Raw genomic sequence first — 17,332 nt, 5'->3', positions numbered from 1 at the left:
GTTATTTATTTATAAGTTTTTTGAAACTATTGAATGCTTTTCCGCTTTTAAGTGATTCTTCTGCTTCGGCCAAACAAGCTGCAAATGTTTTTTGCGGATCAAATGTATTGATAGCAAAGGCAGCATTTGTAAGTACTACGTTATTTTGAATGTCATTGCCATCATTGCTAATAATTTTCAAAAATGTGTCTGCCGCTTCATTGATTGTTTCCCCACTAGCTAAAGAAGCTGGTGCAACAATATCAAAGCCAAGTTCAGGAATACTGTAGTATTTTTCTCCAGCATTGGTTATAACTTTGAAATCACCTGTAAGTGATATCTCATCGTATCCATCCAGTGCATGTATAATCGAATATTGTTTTACTGAATCTTGATAGAGGTATCCATACAATCTTGCAAGCTCTAGACTAAAAACACCTACGGATTGAAATTTTGGATTCGCAGGATTTGTCAAAGGGCCTAGCATGTTAAAGAATGTTTTAACGGCCAACGCTTTTCGAATAGGTGCTACCGTCTTCATCGCAGGGTGAAATAAAGGGGCATGTAAGAAGCAAATGTTAGCCTCATCCAGTTGTCTGTTTAGCTCGCCTTTATCGTTTGTAAATTGATAGCCCAAATATTCCATAACATTGGAAGAACCACAGCCCGATGAGACGCCGATATTACCATGTTTAGCGACATGATAACCTGCTCCAGCTACAACAAAAGATGCTAATGTAGAAATGTTGAAAGTGTTTTTTCCATCTCCACCTGTACCACATAAATCGATTAAATCATAACCGCTGAAGTCAAGCTGAAAACATAGATCGTACATCGCATCTCTAAATCCACCAAGTTCTTCCACACGGATACTTCGCATGCCGTAAGCTGTCATGAATGCAGCGATCTGATGGCTATCATATTTGCCCTCTGTGATATTGATGAGGATATCATAAGCCTCTTTTCTGCTGAATGATTTATATTCAAATAAATGCGCTAATATTTTTTTCATGGTATTATTAAAATAAAAAAAGGCTTACCTAAAAAGGCAAGCCTACTATTTTGATGTATAGATAAATCTAAGCAATAGTTCTTTGCCACAACAGTTTAACTGTTATGCCACCACCAAGACTTATTTAATACGTTTATATTCATTTCTTTATTGTAATAGCAAATATGGTTGATTATTTTAAAAAAAGCAAGTGATTTAGTGAATAATTTTAATATGTGACAAAATGTGCTAAATTATTTCCTTTTGAGACTAAAGTAAAGGATGCAATTTTGTCTGCTTCAAGATAAAGGGATACAATCAGCCTGTCTTTTATTTTAAGAAAGTAAATGTTCGACGCATTTTTTCCTTCTAAGTCGATATCCCTAGTTTCCTTTTTAGGAAGCTGATGATAGTTGAGATACTGAATTTGACTAATATCTTTCATCTGTATATTGAGACGGACTTCGTTTAGACTTGCTTCGAGATATTCAAAATATTCATCCGTAAGCTTTTTGTTGATGATGATGTGCTGACTTAAGATCACATCTGTAGCAATATTGGGGTCATTAAGAGCAGTGACAAATTTTTTCACAATAACCAAATTGGAATCAGGAACTCTGTTTTCCTGTGCAAAATTAATATTGGGAATCAGAAATGCCAAAAGTATACATGCACTTTTAAGATATGTTATCATATAGTGATAAGACTGCTATTTAGTGAAAAGGATTAAATCGTATAAAAAATGCCTTACAATTCAATGTAAGGCATTTTTTATTAATACTCGTCTTCGTTAAAGAAGAAATCATCCTTTGTAGGATAATCTGGCCAAATTTCTTCTATATTCTCGTAAGGCTCACCGTCGTCTTCTAAATCTTGTAAATTTTCGATTACTTCAACAGGAGCACCAGAACGAATACCATAGTCGATTAATTCATCTTTTGTTGCCGGCCAAGGGGCATCTTCTAAATGTGAAGCTAACTCTAATGTCCAATACATAATAAAAACAGATTAAGTTTTCAATTTTCGCAAAAATATAATTTAATTTGTCTTTAGCAAGTTATTTGTCATTTATTTTTTTATTATCAATTTAAGTGATTGATATTCAGTTTAAAAAAATAAACTAGCGTTGTGCTCATCTTTCTAAATATTTTCAAAATCATCACCTTTTTCTTCTAATGCTGATAGTCTTGGAGAAACGGATTTGATATCTGTATTTGGATAATCAGCTTCTATAAGTCCATCTCTCATGCGGACGATTCGATGTGCATGCTGTGCAATATCTTCCTCGTGAGTTACCAATATGATGGTATTTCCCTTAGAATGGATTTCTTCTAAAAGCCCCATGATTTCGATAGAAGTCTTTGTGTCAAGATTTCCTGTAGGTTCATCCGCAAGAATAATGGATGGGTTGTTTATCAATGCACGGGCAACTGCTACACGTTGGCGTTGACCACCTGATAACTCATTCGGGCGATGATCAACACGATTTCCTAATCCGACACTATTTAAAGCCTGTGTTGCTTTTTCCTCCCGTACACTTTGTTTAATCCCTGCATAAATTAATGGAAGTGCAACATTTTCCAATGCTGTGCTTTTGGGTAAAAGGTTAAATGTTTGAAAAACAAATCCAATCTCCTTATTCCGAACTTCAGCCAGTTCATCATCTGTCATATCACTGACATTGATGCCATTTAAAATATAATCACCATAATTAGGAGTGTCTAAGCAACCTAAAATATTCATTAATGTTGACTTTCCAGATCCAGATGGACCCATTAAAGCTACAAATTCACCTTTCTTTATATTTAAAGAAACAGATTTTAACGCATGAATAGTCTCTGTTCCTATTGTATATTGTCGAGCGATCTCTTGAATTTCAATTAATGTTGCGGAAGCCATAGCAAACTTGTTTAAATTTGGTGTTCAAATTACAATTTATTCTGCAATTTCCAATGTGAAAGCATTTTATTGTAAACGTAATTTTCTAAGTCAGCAGCATTTTGTTCATCATAATTATCTGTATTAATCGGAGCAAATACTTGCACTTTTACGATGCCTGGATGCGATCCTAATTTATGACCGTCATCCCATAAAATTTCCCAGGCATTTTCAATGACAATCGGGATTATTGGAATATTATTCTCAATTGCCAAACGAAATGCACCAGATTTAAAAGGATGTATAGTAGGTGGATACTGCTCATCAATTTTTCCTTCCGGAAAAATGGCAAGAGATTTTCCCTCCTTAAGCATTTCATTAGCCTTTTTAAAAGATCTGAAAGAAGCCATTCTGCTCTTACGATCTACAGGGATATCAATTGTTTTAAAAAATATGCGTGTTACCGGGTTTTTCAATAACTCTGCTTTTCCAATAAAACTAATAGCTTTCTGGGATATAAAAGTCATCGCCGTGATGTCTAAAACGGAAGTATGGTTAGCACATAGGATATAAGGTTTGGACCAGTCAATTTTTTCTTCAAACTTTACGCGGTAAAAAATACCGGCACCATATGAACCGATGAGGCTCATCCATCTCCTGAGATACGCGATTTGATTATAGTTTTTGGATGCATTTCTTGCATATAGCCATATGATGGGAAAAAGACAACAGAATACAATAAAAACACTGGCAAAATAAAAATAGCGATGCAGTTTCTTCAGAATTTTAATCATTCAATAATATTTTTATACAAGATAGCTTTTCGTAAGGAGAGCAATATAATAAAAAAGGGGTTCAAATTAGCGAACCCCTTTCTGTATTTTGTGCAGGTAGTTATTTACTTAATGCAGCATAATATTTATGAAACAAAGGAATAGTTGAAATACCTTTAAGATAATTTTCAATACCATATTTCTCGTTCGGAGAATGTAGGTTGTCACTATTTAATCCGAAACCAAGAAGGACAGTTTTTAAGCCTAAAACTTCCTCAAATAAGGCTACAATAGGAATTGAACCTCCGCCGCGGGTTGGGATAGGTTTTACCCCAAATGTGTCCGTTAATGCTTTCTCAGCAGCTTTGTAAGCGACACTATCAGTTGGAGTTACAACCGGTTCGCCACCATGATGCGGTTTAACTTCGACTTGTACATTTTTGGGCGCAATTGCTTCGAAATGTTTTTTAAATAAGTCTGTAATGCGCTGTGAATTTTGATTTGGAACTAATCGCATCGAAATCTTGGCATATGCTTTTGAAGGAAGTACAGTTTTTGCACCTTCACCAATATAACCTCCCCAAATACCGTTCACTTCTAAAGTCGGACGAGTACCTGTACGTTCAATTGTTGAATATCCTTCTTCTCCCCATAGCTCTTGAACACCTAAATCTTTTTTATATGCTTCGATTTCGAATGGCGCTTTATTAAGTTCATCGCGTTCTTCCTGAGATAGTTCGACGACATCATCGTAAAATCCTGGAATGGCAATATGATTGTTCTCATCATGTAGAGATGCAATTAATTTTGCTAAGATTGTAGCTGGGTTTGCAACTGCGCCCCCGTAAACACCAGAGTGTAAATCTCTATTTGGACCAGTTACTTCAACTTCAACATAAGATAATCCTCTTAATCCAGTTTCTAAAGATGGAGTTTCCAGACTGATCATCGATGTGTCAGAAATAACAATTACGTCAGCTTTTAATTTTTCCTTATTTTCTTTTACAAAAGTTCCAAGGTTAGCAGAACCAACTTCTTCTTCTCCCTCGATCATGAATTTAATATTGCACGCAAGTGCATTATTTTTAATCATATATTCAAATGCTTTTACATGCATATAGAATTGTCCCTTATCATCTGCAGAACCACGCGCGTAAATTTTACCATCACGTACTGTTGGCTCAAACGGTGGCGTATCCCACAATTCATATGGATCAGCAGGTTGCACATCATAATGTCCATAGGTTAATACCGTCGGTAAAGCAGGATCGATAATTTTTTCTCCATATACAATCGGATTACCCGCTGTTTGACAGATTTCTACATTATCTGCGCCAGCTTCCTTTAACTTTTGTGCTACAAATTCTGCCGTTTTTTCGATATCACCTTTAAATTTTGGATCAGCACTTACTGACGGAAGACGTAATAAATCAAACAACTCATCTAAAAATCGTTGTTTGTTCGCCTCAACATATTCTTGTATAGTTTGCATAGTATGAATGTATTTAAAACAAAAATAGGTAAAACATTATAATTTCACCTTGGTAATTATGGTTTTAGAGGCATAATTAAAGGATTTAAAAAAAAGTTATAAAAAGTTGTAACATTTCTATTGAAAGCCTATCTAATAGGGGTAACTATACAATATATTTGTGCAGTTTTATTAACCAAAGTGATAATTATAGTTTTTAGATGAAAAGAAAAACGATTTTCCATTTGTTGTTGCTATTACCGATGCTTGTGAGCTTTTGCTTTGCTCAGAGTAAAATTCAAGGTAAAATTAGTGATGCCAAAGATCAGCAGAAGTTGTCAAATGCAACGGTCATGCTCTTGAGTGCCAAAGACTCTATTCTTTTAGATTTTACCAGATCTGATGAAAATGGTAATTTTTCGTTAAATACACCCGTACAAAGTGAGGCAGTACTTATTGTAAGTTATCCCAAATATGGAGACTATTATACCGAAATTTTACCAAATCAAGATTATTCAGCATTAAAGGTTGGTTTGACAAGTACAGCGCAACTTTTACAAGAAGTTATCGTAACAGGACGCATTCCGATCACTATTAAAGGAGATACTACAGAATATGATGCAGGTAGCTTTAAAGTGGAAAAAAATGCTAAAGTTGAAGATTTATTGAAAGTATTGCCGGGTATTACGGTTGATGCATCGGGAAAGATTACTGCACAAGGTAAAACTGTGAAAAAAGTTTTAGTAGACGGGGAAGAATTCTTTGGCGATGATCCAAAATTAGTAACTCGTAATATCCGTTCGGATATGGTCGACAAAGTGCAAGTCTATGAAAAACAGTCTGAACAAGCGGAACGTACTGGAGTCGATGATGGAAATAAAGAACAAACGATCAATGTAAAGCTAAAAGAAGGTTCTAAAAATGGAATCTTTGGTAAAGCTGTTGCCGGAGTGGGAACTGATGATTATTACAATGGACAGCTAATGCTGAACAAATTTAAAGGTTCACAAAAAATATCCGCTTACGGATTATTTGGAAATAACGGTGGCACCTCATTGTCTTGGGAAGATGCTCAGAAATACGGCTCGGATTCCGGAGTTAGTTACAATGATGATGGTATGTATTTTAGTTCAGGAGGAGATGATTTCTCAGGATCTGGCTCTATAGGAGTACCTAAAGTGATGAATACAGGTGTCAACTTTTTTGATAAATGGAAAACAGATAAGCATAAATTAAATTTAAGTTACAAATACGGGAAAATTGAAAGTGATGGTAACGAGACAACAAATAAACAAAATAATCTCGAGAACGATATTCAATTTACAGATAAAGTAAGAAATGCTAAATCTGATTTAACGAAACAAAGAATGAATCTGAAATATGATTTGAAATTTGATTCGTTGACTACTTTAACTATTCAAGGTAATGCTTCTAAAAGTAAAAATTGGACTGATGATAGATCATTATCAAATACGATAAATAAGGATGGCATTTTATTAAACTCTGATTCGACAAATAATAGTCGAAATTCGAATGCGCAATCTTTTGGTCTTAATGCTTTTTTAACTAAGAAATTCAAAAAGGCTGGACGTTCAGTCTCTTTAAATATGAATATCAATAGAGATGAAAATGATGGTGATGGTTATTTATTTGCTAACATTCAGTTTTACAAAGATAATGTAGCTTCAAAAGATACCACTGATCAGTATAAGAAGAACGATGGAAATAATACGACCAAAGGTGCTACAATAACTTATACGGAACCACTAACGAAGAAATTGAATCTTTCTTTAAATTATGGTTTAAATAAAAATGATAATAATTCATCACAGTTCTCTTATAACAGAGATCAAGCAGGTAATTATAATGTCTTAGATGATCGTTTTAGTAATGATTATAGTTACGATAGATTTTCTAATAATTATAAGGTTGCACTAACTTATAAAGATGAAAAACTTAGAGCCAATTTCACGAATAGTATAAATGATGATCAATTAAAGCAATCTAATAACCGTTCGAAAGAACAAGTTCAACGTTCGTTTTTAACTTACAATCCTAATTTGAATATTAGCTATAATATCACAAAAGGAAAAGGAATTTATTTTAGTTATTCAGGAAGAAATCAATTGCCATCTTTGAATCAAATTCAGCCAATTCTTGATAATACTGATCAATTAAACTTGGTGATCGGTAATGAGAATCTAAAACCCTCATTTAGCAATAGTTTTAATGTAAATTATAATTCTTTTAAAATTCTTTCAGGTTCTTATACCTATTTGGGTGCAAATTATAGTAATCAGAATGACGCATTTGTCCAGAATATTACAACTGATGAAGAAAGTGGTAAAAGTATCTATCGTTGGGAAAATTTAACAGATAAAACAAATCAATCAATTAACGTTTATGGTGGTTTCCATTTTAAATTGAATAAAGAATTGGGAATAGAAAATTCTCCTAGGATAGCAGTTTATGGATCAAAGAACTATAATATGATCAATGGAGCTTTAAATAAAGTTGATGTGCTAAATTACAGTTTTACATATGCCATTTTTAGAAATATGAAAAAAGGTTTTGATTTCGATATTAACTTGACACCTGGATTTAAAACTATGAATTCTTCTTTACAGCCTGATGTAAATAGTAATGGTTTTACTTTTGGTTCTAATGGTGGAGCGACTTATTTTTTTCCTAAGAAATTTAAAGTTTACGTTAACTATGATTATACCTACGAAGCATCAACTAAAGCTTTTGCAACAAAATTTGATCAATTGTTGATTCATCCGGGCGTAAGTAAAAAATTCTTGAAAAACGAATCCTTAGAATTGGATTTTACAGTAAATGATATCCTGAATCAAAATAAAGGATTTGCACGTAGTCAAAATAATTCAGTTTTCACACAACGTCGTTATGACACAATTCAACGTTATTACATGTTGAAGTTGAGCTGGGATTTCACAAAAATGTTTATGAATTAAAAATTATTTATGAAAATATTAAAATTTATAGCAGTTCTATTCTTACTGTTTGTAGTAGGGGAGAGTAAAGCACAGTATACCCTATTTTCAAAGACCGGAACAATTACATTTGATAAGACAATGTATATTAAAAACATCATTGCTAAGCAATTTGTAGCAAAAGCAGATGAAAATTCTCGTCGTTGGTTTCAAGAAATGGTGACAACAGCACCTCAAAGTGTTACAATTCAAAAAACATTGAAATTTAATGGTAGTGAAACTCTTTTTGAGCCTGTTAAGAAGGAGCTTGATCCAGCATCATCACGTTACATGATGCAATTAGCATTAGATTTTGACGGGGTTACATCTTCTAATCTTGAACAAAATAGCTATAAAAGATTCAATGACATATTTGGAGAAAAGATAGTAATTCAAGATTCCTTGAAGAAAATTAAATGGAAAATTACAGATGAATATCGTGAAATTGCTGGATTTAACTGCAGAAGGGCCAATGGTGTTACTTCAGATTCAATTTATGTGATTGGATTTTATGCAAATGAAATACCTGTATACGGTGGCCCTGAATCAATAAATGGTCTTCCAGGAATGATTTTAGGGCTTGTGGTTCCTAATCAACATGTTTCCTATTTTGCCTCTAAAGTTGAACTTTCTAGTGCTCCAGTAATGGATAAGAAAGTATTTGAAGCCAAAAAAGTTAAAGTATTAACAAGAGCTGAGGTCGATAAGCAATTTACACAGACTCTTTCGTCAGGAATGATGACAAAGGATATGGTTAAATATATTATGCAGCTACTTTTATTGTAATTGTAAAACCAAGCTGTGTCTAATTAATAAAGCCCTTAAATATTACATTTAAGGGCTTTATTAATATAAAAAAATAATATCAAAATAAAAGGCGCTTTTAAAGCGCCTTTTATTTTGATTAAGATAAATAAAAACTATTTACCGTCATTTTTCTTAGCAGTAACTTCATTACGAATTTCTTGTGCTAATGTTTTAATGTCTTGTAATCCTTTGCGTACACGAGTACCTGCAGCAGAGTTACCATTGTTGAAAAATTTGTCTGCATCTCCTTCGATTGATGCTACTAACTCTTTTAATTTTACGTAGTTTTCCATTTTAATAATTATAATTTTAGTTTTATGGTCTTGTTTATTACTCTAATTAACACAATAAATATACAAAAACCAATTTAATAGAAAATATTTTTTCAGAAAAATTTCTGTTAAAAATTGTGAAATATGATTATTCTACAATTTTTAATTCACTAATGATATTGGTAGCTCCAGCAAATTTGTCAATTACAAATAAAACGTAACGAATATCTACAGATATCGTGCGTTGCAATTTGTGATCAAAAATAACGTCACCTGCCATCGCTTCAATATTACCATCAAAAGCCAAGCCAATTAGTTCGCCATTTCCATTTATTACAGGAGAACCTGAATTTCCGCCAGTTATGTCGTTGTCACTTAAGAAGTTAACCGGAAGGTATCCAGCTTTATCTGCATAGCGACCGTAATCTTTATTGTTTTGCAAATCAATCAATCTCTGAGGCAAATCAAACTCTTCGTCTCCTTTTTTGTACTTAGCAATAGTGCCTTTCAAAGTCGTATAGAAGTTTTGTGCAGCATCATTACGTTTATCTGCAGGCAATGATTTAATAGAACCATATGTTAAACGTAACGTGCTGTTTGCATCTGGATAGAATTTTCCTTTTGGATTAGAAGCTAATACGCCAGCAACATATTTACGGTGTGCAGCCTCGAATTTATCCGTTGCTTCTTTATCTGCAGGCGAAGACTCACGGTATTTATTTAATAATGCTGTCGATAATTTGTACAATGGATCGTTATCCAACGCTAACGCTGTCGGATTGTCTAAAAAGTTATTAAGTCTTTCTTCGGAAGCAAAAATACTATTTTTGACAGCTTCACGAATATATGATGTTAGATCATTGTTGTTTTTACCAGCTAGTTCTGCAACATAAGGAGCGATGTTGCCACCTTTTTTTGCATATAAGTTCAATTCATCAATCAATACATCTTCCTCTAGAGGTAAGTATAATTTCTCATAACTTGAAGCAATTGCTCCTTGCAACTTCGGTAATAACTCTTTACGTTTTGCCTCATTAGACTTTACATATAAATCCAATCCATTTCCGATTGAAAACGGTAAAGCGGCTAATGTACTTGAACGGATCATACCACTTAAATAGTTATCATGACGCGCTTTTTCATTCGTAGCAGCATAATAAGCATTAATCGTAGCAATTACATCACCATATTCTGCTTTATTCTCTTTTTTATTAGCCCATTTGTTAAATTTAGCCTCATCTTGAGCTTTTGTCACCGCAGTTTTGTGCAACGTTAAAGCGTCGATCATTCCTTGGCGATTTTTCCAGTAGTTAGCTACTTGAGAATATTTAGAAGCATAATTGATTTTAACAGCTTGATCTTTGTCCATGTATTTTTTCATGGCATCCATTCCTGTTTTTGATGCTTCTACCCAAGCAGGGTAAGCAAACTTTACATTTTGATCAATTCCTCCTGCAGGCATCCAACGATTGGTACGGCCAGGGTATCCCAATATCATAGCAAAATCACCTTCTTTAAAACCTTTTAAACTGATCGGTAAGAAGTGTTTTGGTTTTAAAGGAACATTTTCCTTAGCATATTCTGCTGGGTTACCATTCTTGTCCCCATATACACGGAAGATAGAAAAGTCTCCTGTGTGGCGTGGCCATTCCCAGTTGTCTGTATCACCACCAAATTTACCTATGCTGTTAGGAGGAGTTCCTACTAAACGGACATCGTTAAAATCTTGATAAACGAAATAGTAATATTCATTGCCATTGTAAAATGATTTTACATTGACGATGTATTTACCGTTTTCGCTGTTTTCTTTTTCGATTTTAGCGATTTCCTGATTAATGATTTTTTGACGTTCAGATTCAGACATTTTATCATTTACTAATGACAAAATTCTTTTTGAAACATCATCCATACGAACAAAGAAGCGAACGAACAAAGACTTCGGTTTTAGTTCTTCAGATTTTGTTTTTGCCCAGAAACCATTTGTTAAGTGGTCATTTTCAGGAGTTGATAATTCTGCAATTGCACCATATCCACAGTGGTGATTTGTGAATACTAAGCCTTGGTCAGAAACGATTTCTGCAGTACAACCACCATTGAATTGTACGATTGCGTCTTTTAAACTTGAATTGTTGATGCTGTAGATTTCCTCAGCCGTCAGTTTCAATCCTTTCTTTTGCATATCAGCTTCATTAAGTCGCTTCAAGTGCATTAAGAACCACATTCCTTCATCTGCGAATGTGGTCATACTTGCTGTGATAAGCAGCAATAAGATCCATAATTTTTTCATACAAACTTGATAAAAAAGTTTAGTTATTTACTACAAAGGTGGTTTAATTCTGCTTTAAATCAAAATGCGACCAATGAAGCATCTTTTTAACAATAATAATGAAACAGTTATGTCAGTTTTACGTCAATCTGATAATCATTTAATGCATAAGATAAGCATGTGGATGCTTTTCATTATCTTTGTAAAATGCAGCAAACATTTGAAAATTTTAAATTGAATAAGCAGCTTTTGAACGCAATTGAAGAAGCAGGTTATTCGGTTCCAACAGAAATACAACAAAAAGCTATTACACCGATTCTAGCTGGTCAAGATATCATGGGAGTAGCGCAAACAGGCACTGGAAAGACGGCTGCATTTGTCTTACCTATATTAATGAAATTGAAATATGCGCAAGGTCAAGATGCACGCGCTTTAATTTTATCGCCAACCCGCGAACTTGCTATGCAGATCGAGGAAAATATCCAGACATTTTCAAAATATCTTGATTTACGTACAGTCGTTTTATATGGTGGTTTGGGGCCTAAAACCCAAATTGAAAACCTTGAAAAAGGAGTAGACATAATTGTCGCGACACCGGGGCGCTTTTTAGATTTATATTTAGAAGGTCATATTAATGTGAAATCATTGAAATTTTTGGTGATGGATGAGGCCGATAAAATGATGGATATGGGATTCATTTCTAAATTGCACCGTATTTTGGAAGTCGTGCCTCGAAAAAGACAAAATTTATTATTCTCCGCAACAATGGGAGAGCTGGTTCGGAAAATTGCTGGTGATTTCTTAGCTTTTCCAACGGTTATAGAAGTTTCTGAGCAAGCAACGCCAGCTTCGACGGTGAGTCAGAGAGTTTATTTCGTTCCTAACCAAAAAACAAAACTCAATTTATTGCAACATCTATTGAAAGATGATGAATCATTTCATCGTTTAATTGTTTTTTGCAAAACAAGAACAGTTGCGGATAATGTTTTTGCCTTTTTAGAACGAAAATATGGTAAAGATCAAGTACGGGTTATACATGCTAATAAAGGTCAAAATACTCGTATCAATTCTATTAATGCCTTTAAAGAAGGAAATATACGAATTTTAGTAGCGACTGATGTAGCAGCACGTGGTCTTGATGTTTCAAATGTTTCTCATGTGATTAACTTTGAAGTTCCCATAGTGACAGAAGATTACGTACACCGTATCGGACGTACCGGCCGTGCATTTAATTCTGGTGATGCTATTACTTTTTGCAATGATGCAGAAAAATATTATTTCAGAAAAATTGAAAAGCTAATGCGTCAGTCTGTTGATGTTGCTCCACTACCAGATGAAGTTTTTATCGAAGAAACACCATATTTCGAACGCCAGGCTATTGCCAAAGAAATCGATATTCAAAAACGAAAAGAAGATCCAGATTTTAAAGGAGCGTTCCACGAGAAGAAATTTGCAATCAAGCAGAAAGAAGCAAAAGCATCACAGCGTGCATCGGGGTTCAAGTCTAATAAACAAGGTCCTAAAACTTCTACTAAAAGAAATTATAGAACAAAATAGTGAGACTTACACCAATTAATATCGTATCGGCATGCTTAGTAGCTTGGTATTTTGTAGAGGATATGTCCGATACGAAACCATTACTGTCTATGACCGCGCTGTTGATCTTAATGGTGGTATTACTATTGGTGGATATTTTCTTCCGGATTATTGTCAAACAAAATAAAAAGCTTTGGCTCTATGAGTTGGGTTTTATAGTGGTAGTCGCGATCTTAACACTTATTATAAAAATAGCGTAAGCCTTTTGTAAAAAGCATTATTAATATGAAACAGTCTTGAGCATATCATATAGAAATCAACATGTTCAGAGTAGCTTCATAGCCTTTAAAAACCGAGTGAAACCAGCTTAATAATTAGTAAAAGCTAACACTCATTATTAAAACAAATCATATTCTAATGAAAAAAGCAGAAATAAAATTACAGGTTGAATTGGATGATGCAAACGTGCCTGACAAAATTACTTGGTCTTCTAATGATGGTGAATCTTCTGATGAACTTCCTGCCAAAGCCATGTTTTTAGCATTATGGGATTCTGCATATAAAAACTCAATGCGTATCGATTTATGGACTAAAGATATGCCTTATGATGAGATGAAACGTTTTTTCTATGAGACCTTACAGACATTAGGAGATTCATTTCTACGTTCTTCAGGCGGTGATCCTATGGCAGAGAAAGTAATCGCAGATTTACGTGATTATTGCGCTCACTTTGCTGATAAAATGGAAGTATTAGAACAACAAAACTAATTTTTTCGATATGAATTACTTTTTGGTCAAATCTGAACCTTTCAAATACAGCTGGGAGCAATTTAATAAAGATGGTCAGACATTTTGGGATGGTGTACGTAATTATCAAGCCCGTAACAATCTTAAAGCAATGAAAGAGGGTGATCTTGTTTTATTTTACCATAGCAATGAAGGAAAAGAAGTGGTGGGTATTGCAAAAGTTGTAAAAGAATACTATCAGGATCCTACAACTGAAGATCCGAAATGGGTAGTCATAGATTTAGCTCCGGTCGAAACATTTAAAAAATCAGTTACACTAGAGCAGATCAAAGCAGATGAATTTTTACAGGATGTTGCATTAGTACGTCAAGGAAGATTATCTGTAATGCCACTAAAGGCTGAAGAGTTTGATCGTATAGTGGCTTTAGGCTCTGAATAATAGCGTTTGCACTAATTAAAATTAAAAATGCCTCAGATACACCATCTGAGGCATTTTTAATTAGCCTTTGTGATCAAATAAATTGACAAGGTTTTTTAATTCAGTAGCTTTGCTTGGATCTAGCTTACCACTTAATATTAAGCGCAACTCGCGACGTCTCATTGCCTCATCATAAAGCCTATGTTCCAATTCCGTTTCAGGAACTACTTTCGGAATAGGCTGCGGTTTGGCATGCTCGTCTACCGCTACGAATGTATAATAAGCTTCATTTGATTTTTCTTTTGTTCCCAATGGAAGATTTTGAGCAAACACCTCCATTCTTACTTCAATTGAAGTATTAAAAGCACGCGTTACCTTCGCTTCAATGGTCACAACTTCTCCTAGTCGAATGGACCTTTTGAATGAAACGTTATCGACCGATACGGTTACTACCGGACTATTACAGTGTTTCTGCGCTGCCATTGCAGAACAGATATCCATCCAATACAACAATCTACCGCCCATTAAATTACCAAAAGTATTCGTATCATTCGGTAATACTAATTCATTCATTACCGTAGTAGACTCTTTAGCACATTTCTCCTTCATCTCTTTTTTTATTATTAACGGAAGATTCCGTATTGTTTATCGATTATTTCTAAACTCGCTTTGAAAGGAGTTGGTTGAAAGCCCAAAATCGACTTGGCTTTTGATAATATAAACCCTGTTTTTTGTGGTCTGTTTTCAGATTGACCTATTGATCCCGCCGTAATTTCTGAAATTAAGGATTTGTCAAATTTCCAAAAATCTGCAATTTGATAGACTGCTTCAGCAATTGTAAACATTTCCTCCCCACTGATGTGGAAAACTCCTGTTGCACGTTTTTCAATAGCTAAAAGACAGGCTTCAGCTAAATCATCAACAAACGTTGGCATGCGCCATTGATCTTTCACCACTTTTATCGGTTCATTTTTTGAAAGTTTTTCTTTTGCCCAAAGCACTAAATTAGAGCGGTTTGGATTAGCATTTATTCCATACACCAATATAGTTCTTAAGATCGCATATTCACATCCAGAATTATGGATAACTTGTTCTGAACGTAATTTGCTTTTACCATATTCACTTAATGGATTGGTTGAATCATCCTCTTTATATGGACCATTTTGGCCATCAAAAACAAAGTCTGTGGATAACTGTACTAAAAAACCATTTGTCTGCTTACAATAATCGGCCAATTGCTTCGCTACCTCAACGTTCATCTTTTCACAGAGCACTTTATCAGCTTCGCACCCTTCAACACTTGTGATTGCAGCAGTGTGAATGATGTAATTTGGTTTAACTTCTGACAGATAGGTGTTTAAAAGATCCGAATTCATCAAATCCAATTGTTGAAAATGATAATTCGCTACATTCGGATTGTCGTTTTTATTCATGGAAATAGCAAAAACTTCATAATTGAGGTTTTTACTAAGTAGATCGATTAGTTTTTGTCCTAAAAACCCATTTGACCCAGTTATTAACACTTTGTTGGTAACCATCATTAATTTGTGAATTGGAATTCGAGTTTCTCACTTTGTTTTAACATATTGTTGATAACCATTACCTCGAAATCTATAATTCCAGTAAGTCCTGAATAGTTGATTTTTTCTGGATCATCTGTTGGCATATGATAATCAGGATGACCTCCTGTGTGGAAAAATAGAACTGGAATATTCTTCTTATAGAATGAGGTCTGGTCAGAACCACCATTACCATCATGACCTGTATAAAACTTAATTTTAGGTGTGATACCCTTAAATATTTCCGGCCATTTTTTACTTGTTCCATATCCAATTACAGCAACACCCTGTTCAGGATTTAACCTGCCGATCATATCCATGTTTAACATACCTGTTATTTTATCAAGTGGCAAAGTTGGGTGTTCGGTAAAATATTTTGATCCGATTAATCCTAACTCTTCAGCACCAAATGCGATAAAAAGAAAATTATAACTTTCCTTTAAATTATTCGTACTATAATAACGTGCTAATTCCAGTAAACCGGCTACGCCTGAGGCATTATCATCTGCTCCGTTGTGTATTTTACCAACACCGAGAGAGTCTTTTGAGCTGCCTTGATGACCAGTTCCTAAATGGTCATAATGTGCCCCGATTACAATAGTAAGTGGAGCGCCATTGTCTAAAAATGCAATGATGTTATCTGCTTTGCGAATGCTGTCACTCACTTTAACTTTCCATACTTTAGCATCAAACGATTGTCTGAATCCTTTTTCACCTAACGGTTGAAGTTTAAGTGTTTTAAAATATTTTTCAATATAATCTGCCGCTTTGAATACTTCTTTGCTTCCTGTACCGCGACCTTTCATTTTATCACTTGCGAGATAGTTGATATGTTTTTTTACGAGTTCAGGATTGCTGTATTGTGCAATTCCTTGTAAACTTAGAACACTGAAAAGTGTTAAAAGGATGCATTTAATATATAATTTTATCATTTGTAGTTGTTCATAAAAAAAGCCTTGAAAATTCAAGACTTTTTAGAAGTCGTTATTAATCTTCTACGATTTCACTATGTATACTTGTTTTTTCTTCTTTCTCTTCTTTAAAATATTTCTTTTGGAAGAGTAGAATCAGCACAACCCCCACCGATATTGCAGAATCAGCAATATTGAATACCGGTCGAAAGAATAGAAATTCTTGACCACCCCAAATCGGGAGCCAAGATGGGAATGTTCCATTAATCAGTGGAAAATAGAGCATATCAACGACCTTTCCATGGAAAATCGTTGCATATCCTCCATCTGCAGGAAATAATGAAGCTTTATCGTACCAGGTGCTTTCACTAAAGATCATACCATAAAAAGTAGAGTCGATAATATTTCCAAGTGCTCCTGCAAAGATTAAGGCAATATTGAGAATAAATCCGCGATTATATTTCTTTTTAACCATGTAATGCAGGCCATAGCCGATTGCTCCGACAGCGATAATACGAAAAAGTGTTAGCATCAGTTTCCCAAATTCGCCACCAAATTCCATTCCATAGGCCATTCCATTATTCTCTATAAAATGGATTTGTACAAATTTACCAATCACCTCATAACTTTGACCAATGGTCATATTTAATTTGACCCATATTTTTGATATCTGGTCAATTAAAAGAACGAGAATAATCAGAATTACTGGTTTAGTATAGCCTTTCATAGTT

At 34.3% G+C, this 17,332-nt stretch carries 18 protein-coding genes; 6 read left to right on the top strand and 12 right to left on the bottom strand.

What is annotated here, in order from left to right; translation table 11 throughout:
* Window position 1: 1 nt before the first annotated feature.
* The 6 genes from trpD to FHR29_RS17220 form a co-directional block, all read right to left on the bottom strand.
* Entirely contained in the window at window positions 2–991 is a 990-nt protein-coding gene (trpD, locus tag FHR29_RS17245) for an anthranilate phosphoribosyltransferase (protein ID WP_183915980.1), read from the bottom strand.
* Between the two features lie 208 nt (window positions 992–1,199).
* Window positions 1,200–1,664, bottom strand: coding sequence for a hypothetical protein (locus tag FHR29_RS17240; RefSeq protein ID WP_168128233.1), 465 nt, complete (start codon window positions 1,662–1,664; stop codon window positions 1,200–1,202).
* Window positions 1,665–1,744: 80 nt separating this feature from the next.
* Window positions 1,745–1,966 carry a DUF2795 domain-containing protein gene (locus FHR29_RS17235; protein ID WP_021188822.1) on the bottom strand — a complete coding sequence of 74 codons (222 nt, stop codon included), beginning with the start codon at window positions 1,964–1,966 and terminating at the stop codon, window positions 1,745–1,747.
* 144 nt (window positions 1,967–2,110) lie between these two features.
* Complete coding sequence (locus FHR29_RS17230; protein ID WP_021188823.1) at window positions 2,111–2,869, bottom strand: ABC transporter ATP-binding protein; 759 nt, start codon at window positions 2,867–2,869, stop codon at window positions 2,111–2,113.
* Between the two features lie 29 nt (window positions 2,870–2,898).
* Window positions 2,899–3,642, bottom strand: coding sequence for a 1-acyl-sn-glycerol-3-phosphate acyltransferase (locus FHR29_RS17225; RefSeq protein WP_168128232.1), 744 nt, complete (start codon window positions 3,640–3,642; stop codon window positions 2,899–2,901).
* Window positions 3,643–3,742: 100 nt separating this feature from the next.
* The gene (locus FHR29_RS17220) at window positions 3,743–5,113 is read right to left on the bottom strand and encodes a dipeptidase (RefSeq protein ID WP_183915977.1); all 1,371 of its coding nucleotides are present in this window, start codon (window positions 5,111–5,113) and stop codon (window positions 3,743–3,745) included.
* 200 nt (window positions 5,114–5,313) lie between these two features.
* Here FHR29_RS17220 and FHR29_RS17215 point away from each other — a divergent pair, with 200 nt between their 5' ends.
* Together FHR29_RS17215 and FHR29_RS17210 are read left to right on the top strand one after the other, a co-directional pair.
* Window positions 5,314–8,067 carry an outer membrane beta-barrel protein gene (locus tag FHR29_RS17215; RefSeq protein ID WP_183915975.1) on the top strand — a complete coding sequence of 918 codons (2,754 nt, stop codon included), beginning with the start codon at window positions 5,314–5,316 and terminating at the stop codon, window positions 8,065–8,067.
* Window positions 8,068–8,076: 9 nt separating this feature from the next.
* Entirely contained in the window at window positions 8,077–8,871 is a 795-nt protein-coding gene (locus FHR29_RS17210) for a GLPGLI family protein (protein WP_183915973.1), read from the top strand.
* A 134-nt stretch (window positions 8,872–9,005) separates the two neighbouring features.
* Here FHR29_RS17210 and FHR29_RS17205 read toward each other — a convergent pair whose 3' ends face one another.
* Both FHR29_RS17205 and FHR29_RS17200 read right to left on the bottom strand, forming a co-directional pair.
* Window positions 9,006–9,185 carry a hypothetical protein gene (locus FHR29_RS17205; RefSeq protein ID WP_021188827.1) on the bottom strand — a complete coding sequence of 60 codons (180 nt, stop codon included), beginning with the start codon at window positions 9,183–9,185 and terminating at the stop codon, window positions 9,006–9,008.
* Between the two features lie 127 nt (window positions 9,186–9,312).
* Entirely contained in the window at window positions 9,313–11,451 is a 2,139-nt protein-coding gene (locus FHR29_RS17200; protein WP_183915971.1) for a S46 family peptidase, read from the bottom strand.
* A 186-nt stretch (window positions 11,452–11,637) separates the two neighbouring features.
* Here FHR29_RS17200 and FHR29_RS17195 point away from each other — a divergent pair, with 186 nt between their 5' ends.
* The 4 genes from FHR29_RS17195 (at window position 11,638) to FHR29_RS17180 (ending at window position 14,152) form a co-directional block, all read left to right on the top strand.
* On the top strand, window positions 11,638–12,987 hold the full coding sequence (locus tag FHR29_RS17195) for a DEAD/DEAH box helicase (protein WP_168128229.1): 1,350 nt from the start codon (window positions 11,638–11,640) through the stop codon (window positions 12,985–12,987).
* On the top strand, window positions 12,987–13,226 hold the full coding sequence (locus FHR29_RS17190) for a hypothetical protein (RefSeq protein ID WP_132843735.1): 240 nt from the start codon (window positions 12,987–12,989) through the stop codon (window positions 13,224–13,226). The genes FHR29_RS17195 and FHR29_RS17190 overlap by 1 nt, the downstream gene beginning before the upstream one ends.
* Before the next feature lie 157 nt (window positions 13,227–13,383).
* A complete protein-coding gene (gldC, locus tag FHR29_RS17185; RefSeq protein ID WP_021188829.1) occupies window positions 13,384–13,734 on the top strand; it encodes a gliding motility protein GldC in 351 nt (116 codons plus the stop codon).
* A gap of 10 nt (window positions 13,735–13,744) precedes the next feature.
* Window positions 13,745–14,152 (top strand): EVE domain-containing protein, encoded by a 408-nt coding sequence (locus tag FHR29_RS17180; protein ID WP_183915969.1) that lies wholly within the window; start codon window positions 13,745–13,747, stop codon window positions 14,150–14,152.
* Between the two features lie 60 nt (window positions 14,153–14,212).
* Here the strand turns inward: FHR29_RS17180 and FHR29_RS17175 are convergent, their stop codons facing one another.
* Genes FHR29_RS17175 through FHR29_RS17160 form a run of 4 tightly spaced genes read right to left on the bottom strand, consistent with a single transcriptional unit; the run spans window position 14,213 to window position 17,328 of the window.
* Window positions 14,213–14,740: an acyl-CoA thioesterase gene (locus FHR29_RS17175; protein ID WP_021188831.1), complete on the bottom strand. Its 528-nt coding sequence runs from the start codon at window positions 14,738–14,740 to the stop codon at window positions 14,213–14,215.
* 14 nt (window positions 14,741–14,754) lie between these two features.
* A complete protein-coding gene (locus FHR29_RS17170) occupies window positions 14,755–15,672 on the bottom strand; it encodes an SDR family oxidoreductase (RefSeq protein WP_260292178.1) in 918 nt (305 codons plus the stop codon).
* Complete coding sequence (locus FHR29_RS17165) at window positions 15,672–16,622, bottom strand: M20/M25/M40 family metallo-hydrolase (protein WP_183915967.1); 951 nt, start codon at window positions 16,620–16,622, stop codon at window positions 15,672–15,674. Before FHR29_RS17165 ends, FHR29_RS17170 begins: the two co-directional genes overlap by 1 nt.
* Before the next feature lie 55 nt (window positions 16,623–16,677).
* Window positions 16,678–17,328: a lipoprotein signal peptidase gene (locus tag FHR29_RS17160; RefSeq protein ID WP_021188832.1), complete on the bottom strand. Its 651-nt coding sequence runs from the start codon at window positions 17,326–17,328 to the stop codon at window positions 16,678–16,680.
* Between the last annotated feature and the right edge of the window lie 4 nt (window positions 17,329–17,332).

This window comes from Sphingobacterium sp. JUb56 (genome assembly GCF_014191365.1).
GTDB lineage: Bacteria > Bacteroidota > Bacteroidia > Sphingobacteriales > Sphingobacteriaceae > Sphingobacterium > Sphingobacterium anhuiense.
The sequence above is the reverse complement of the archived record's forward strand: the minus strand, read 5'-3'. Positions and strand labels throughout refer to the sequence as shown.

Excerpts from the sequence above, each read along its gene's own strand:
- FHR29_RS17210 (WP_183915973.1), top strand. The coding sequence starts at position 8,077 with ATGAAAATATTAAAATTTATAGCAGTTCTATTCTTACTGTTTGTAGTA.
- FHR29_RS17230 (WP_021188823.1), bottom strand. The coding sequence starts at position 2,869 with ATGGCTTCCGCAACATTAATTGAAATTCAAGAGATCGCTCGACAATAT.
- FHR29_RS17180 (WP_183915969.1), top strand. The coding sequence starts at position 13,745 with ATGAATTACTTTTTGGTCAAATCTGAACCTTTCAAATACAGCTGGGAG.
- FHR29_RS17160 (WP_021188832.1), bottom strand. The coding sequence starts at position 17,328 with ATGAAAGGCTATACTAAACCAGTAATTCTGATTATTCTCGTTCTTTTA.
- FHR29_RS17175 (WP_021188831.1), bottom strand. The coding sequence starts at position 14,740 with ATGAAGGAGAAATGTGCTAAAGAGTCTACTACGGTAATGAATGAATTA.
- FHR29_RS17205 (WP_021188827.1), bottom strand. The coding sequence starts at position 9,185 with ATGGAAAACTACGTAAAATTAAAAGAGTTAGTAGCATCAATCGAAGGA.
- FHR29_RS17235 (WP_021188822.1), bottom strand. The coding sequence starts at position 1,966 with ATGTATTGGACATTAGAGTTAGCTTCACATTTAGAAGATGCCCCTTGG.
- FHR29_RS17165 (WP_183915967.1), bottom strand. The coding sequence starts at position 16,622 with ATGATAAAATTATATATTAAATGCATCCTTTTAACACTTTTCAGTGTT.
- FHR29_RS17240 (WP_168128233.1), bottom strand. The coding sequence starts at position 1,664 with ATGATAACATATCTTAAAAGTGCATGTATACTTTTGGCATTTCTGATT.
- FHR29_RS17200 (WP_183915971.1), bottom strand. The coding sequence starts at position 11,451 with ATGAAAAAATTATGGATCTTATTGCTGCTTATCACAGCAAGTATGACC.
- FHR29_RS17170 (WP_260292178.1), bottom strand. The coding sequence starts at position 15,672 with ATGATGGTTACCAACAAAGTGTTAATAACTGGGTCAAATGGGTTTTTA.
- trpD (WP_183915980.1), bottom strand. The coding sequence starts at position 991 with ATGAAAAAAATATTAGCGCATTTATTTGAATATAAATCATTCAGCAGA.
- gldC (WP_021188829.1), top strand. The coding sequence starts at position 13,384 with ATGAAAAAAGCAGAAATAAAATTACAGGTTGAATTGGATGATGCAAAC.
- FHR29_RS17215 (WP_183915975.1), top strand. The coding sequence starts at position 5,314 with ATGAAAAGAAAAACGATTTTCCATTTGTTGTTGCTATTACCGATGCTT.
- FHR29_RS17225 (WP_168128232.1), bottom strand. The coding sequence starts at position 3,642 with ATGATTAAAATTCTGAAGAAACTGCATCGCTATTTTTATTTTGCCAGT.
- FHR29_RS17195 (WP_168128229.1), top strand. The coding sequence starts at position 11,638 with ATGCAGCAAACATTTGAAAATTTTAAATTGAATAAGCAGCTTTTGAAC.
- FHR29_RS17220 (WP_183915977.1), bottom strand. The coding sequence starts at position 5,113 with ATGCAAACTATACAAGAATATGTTGAGGCGAACAAACAACGATTTTTA.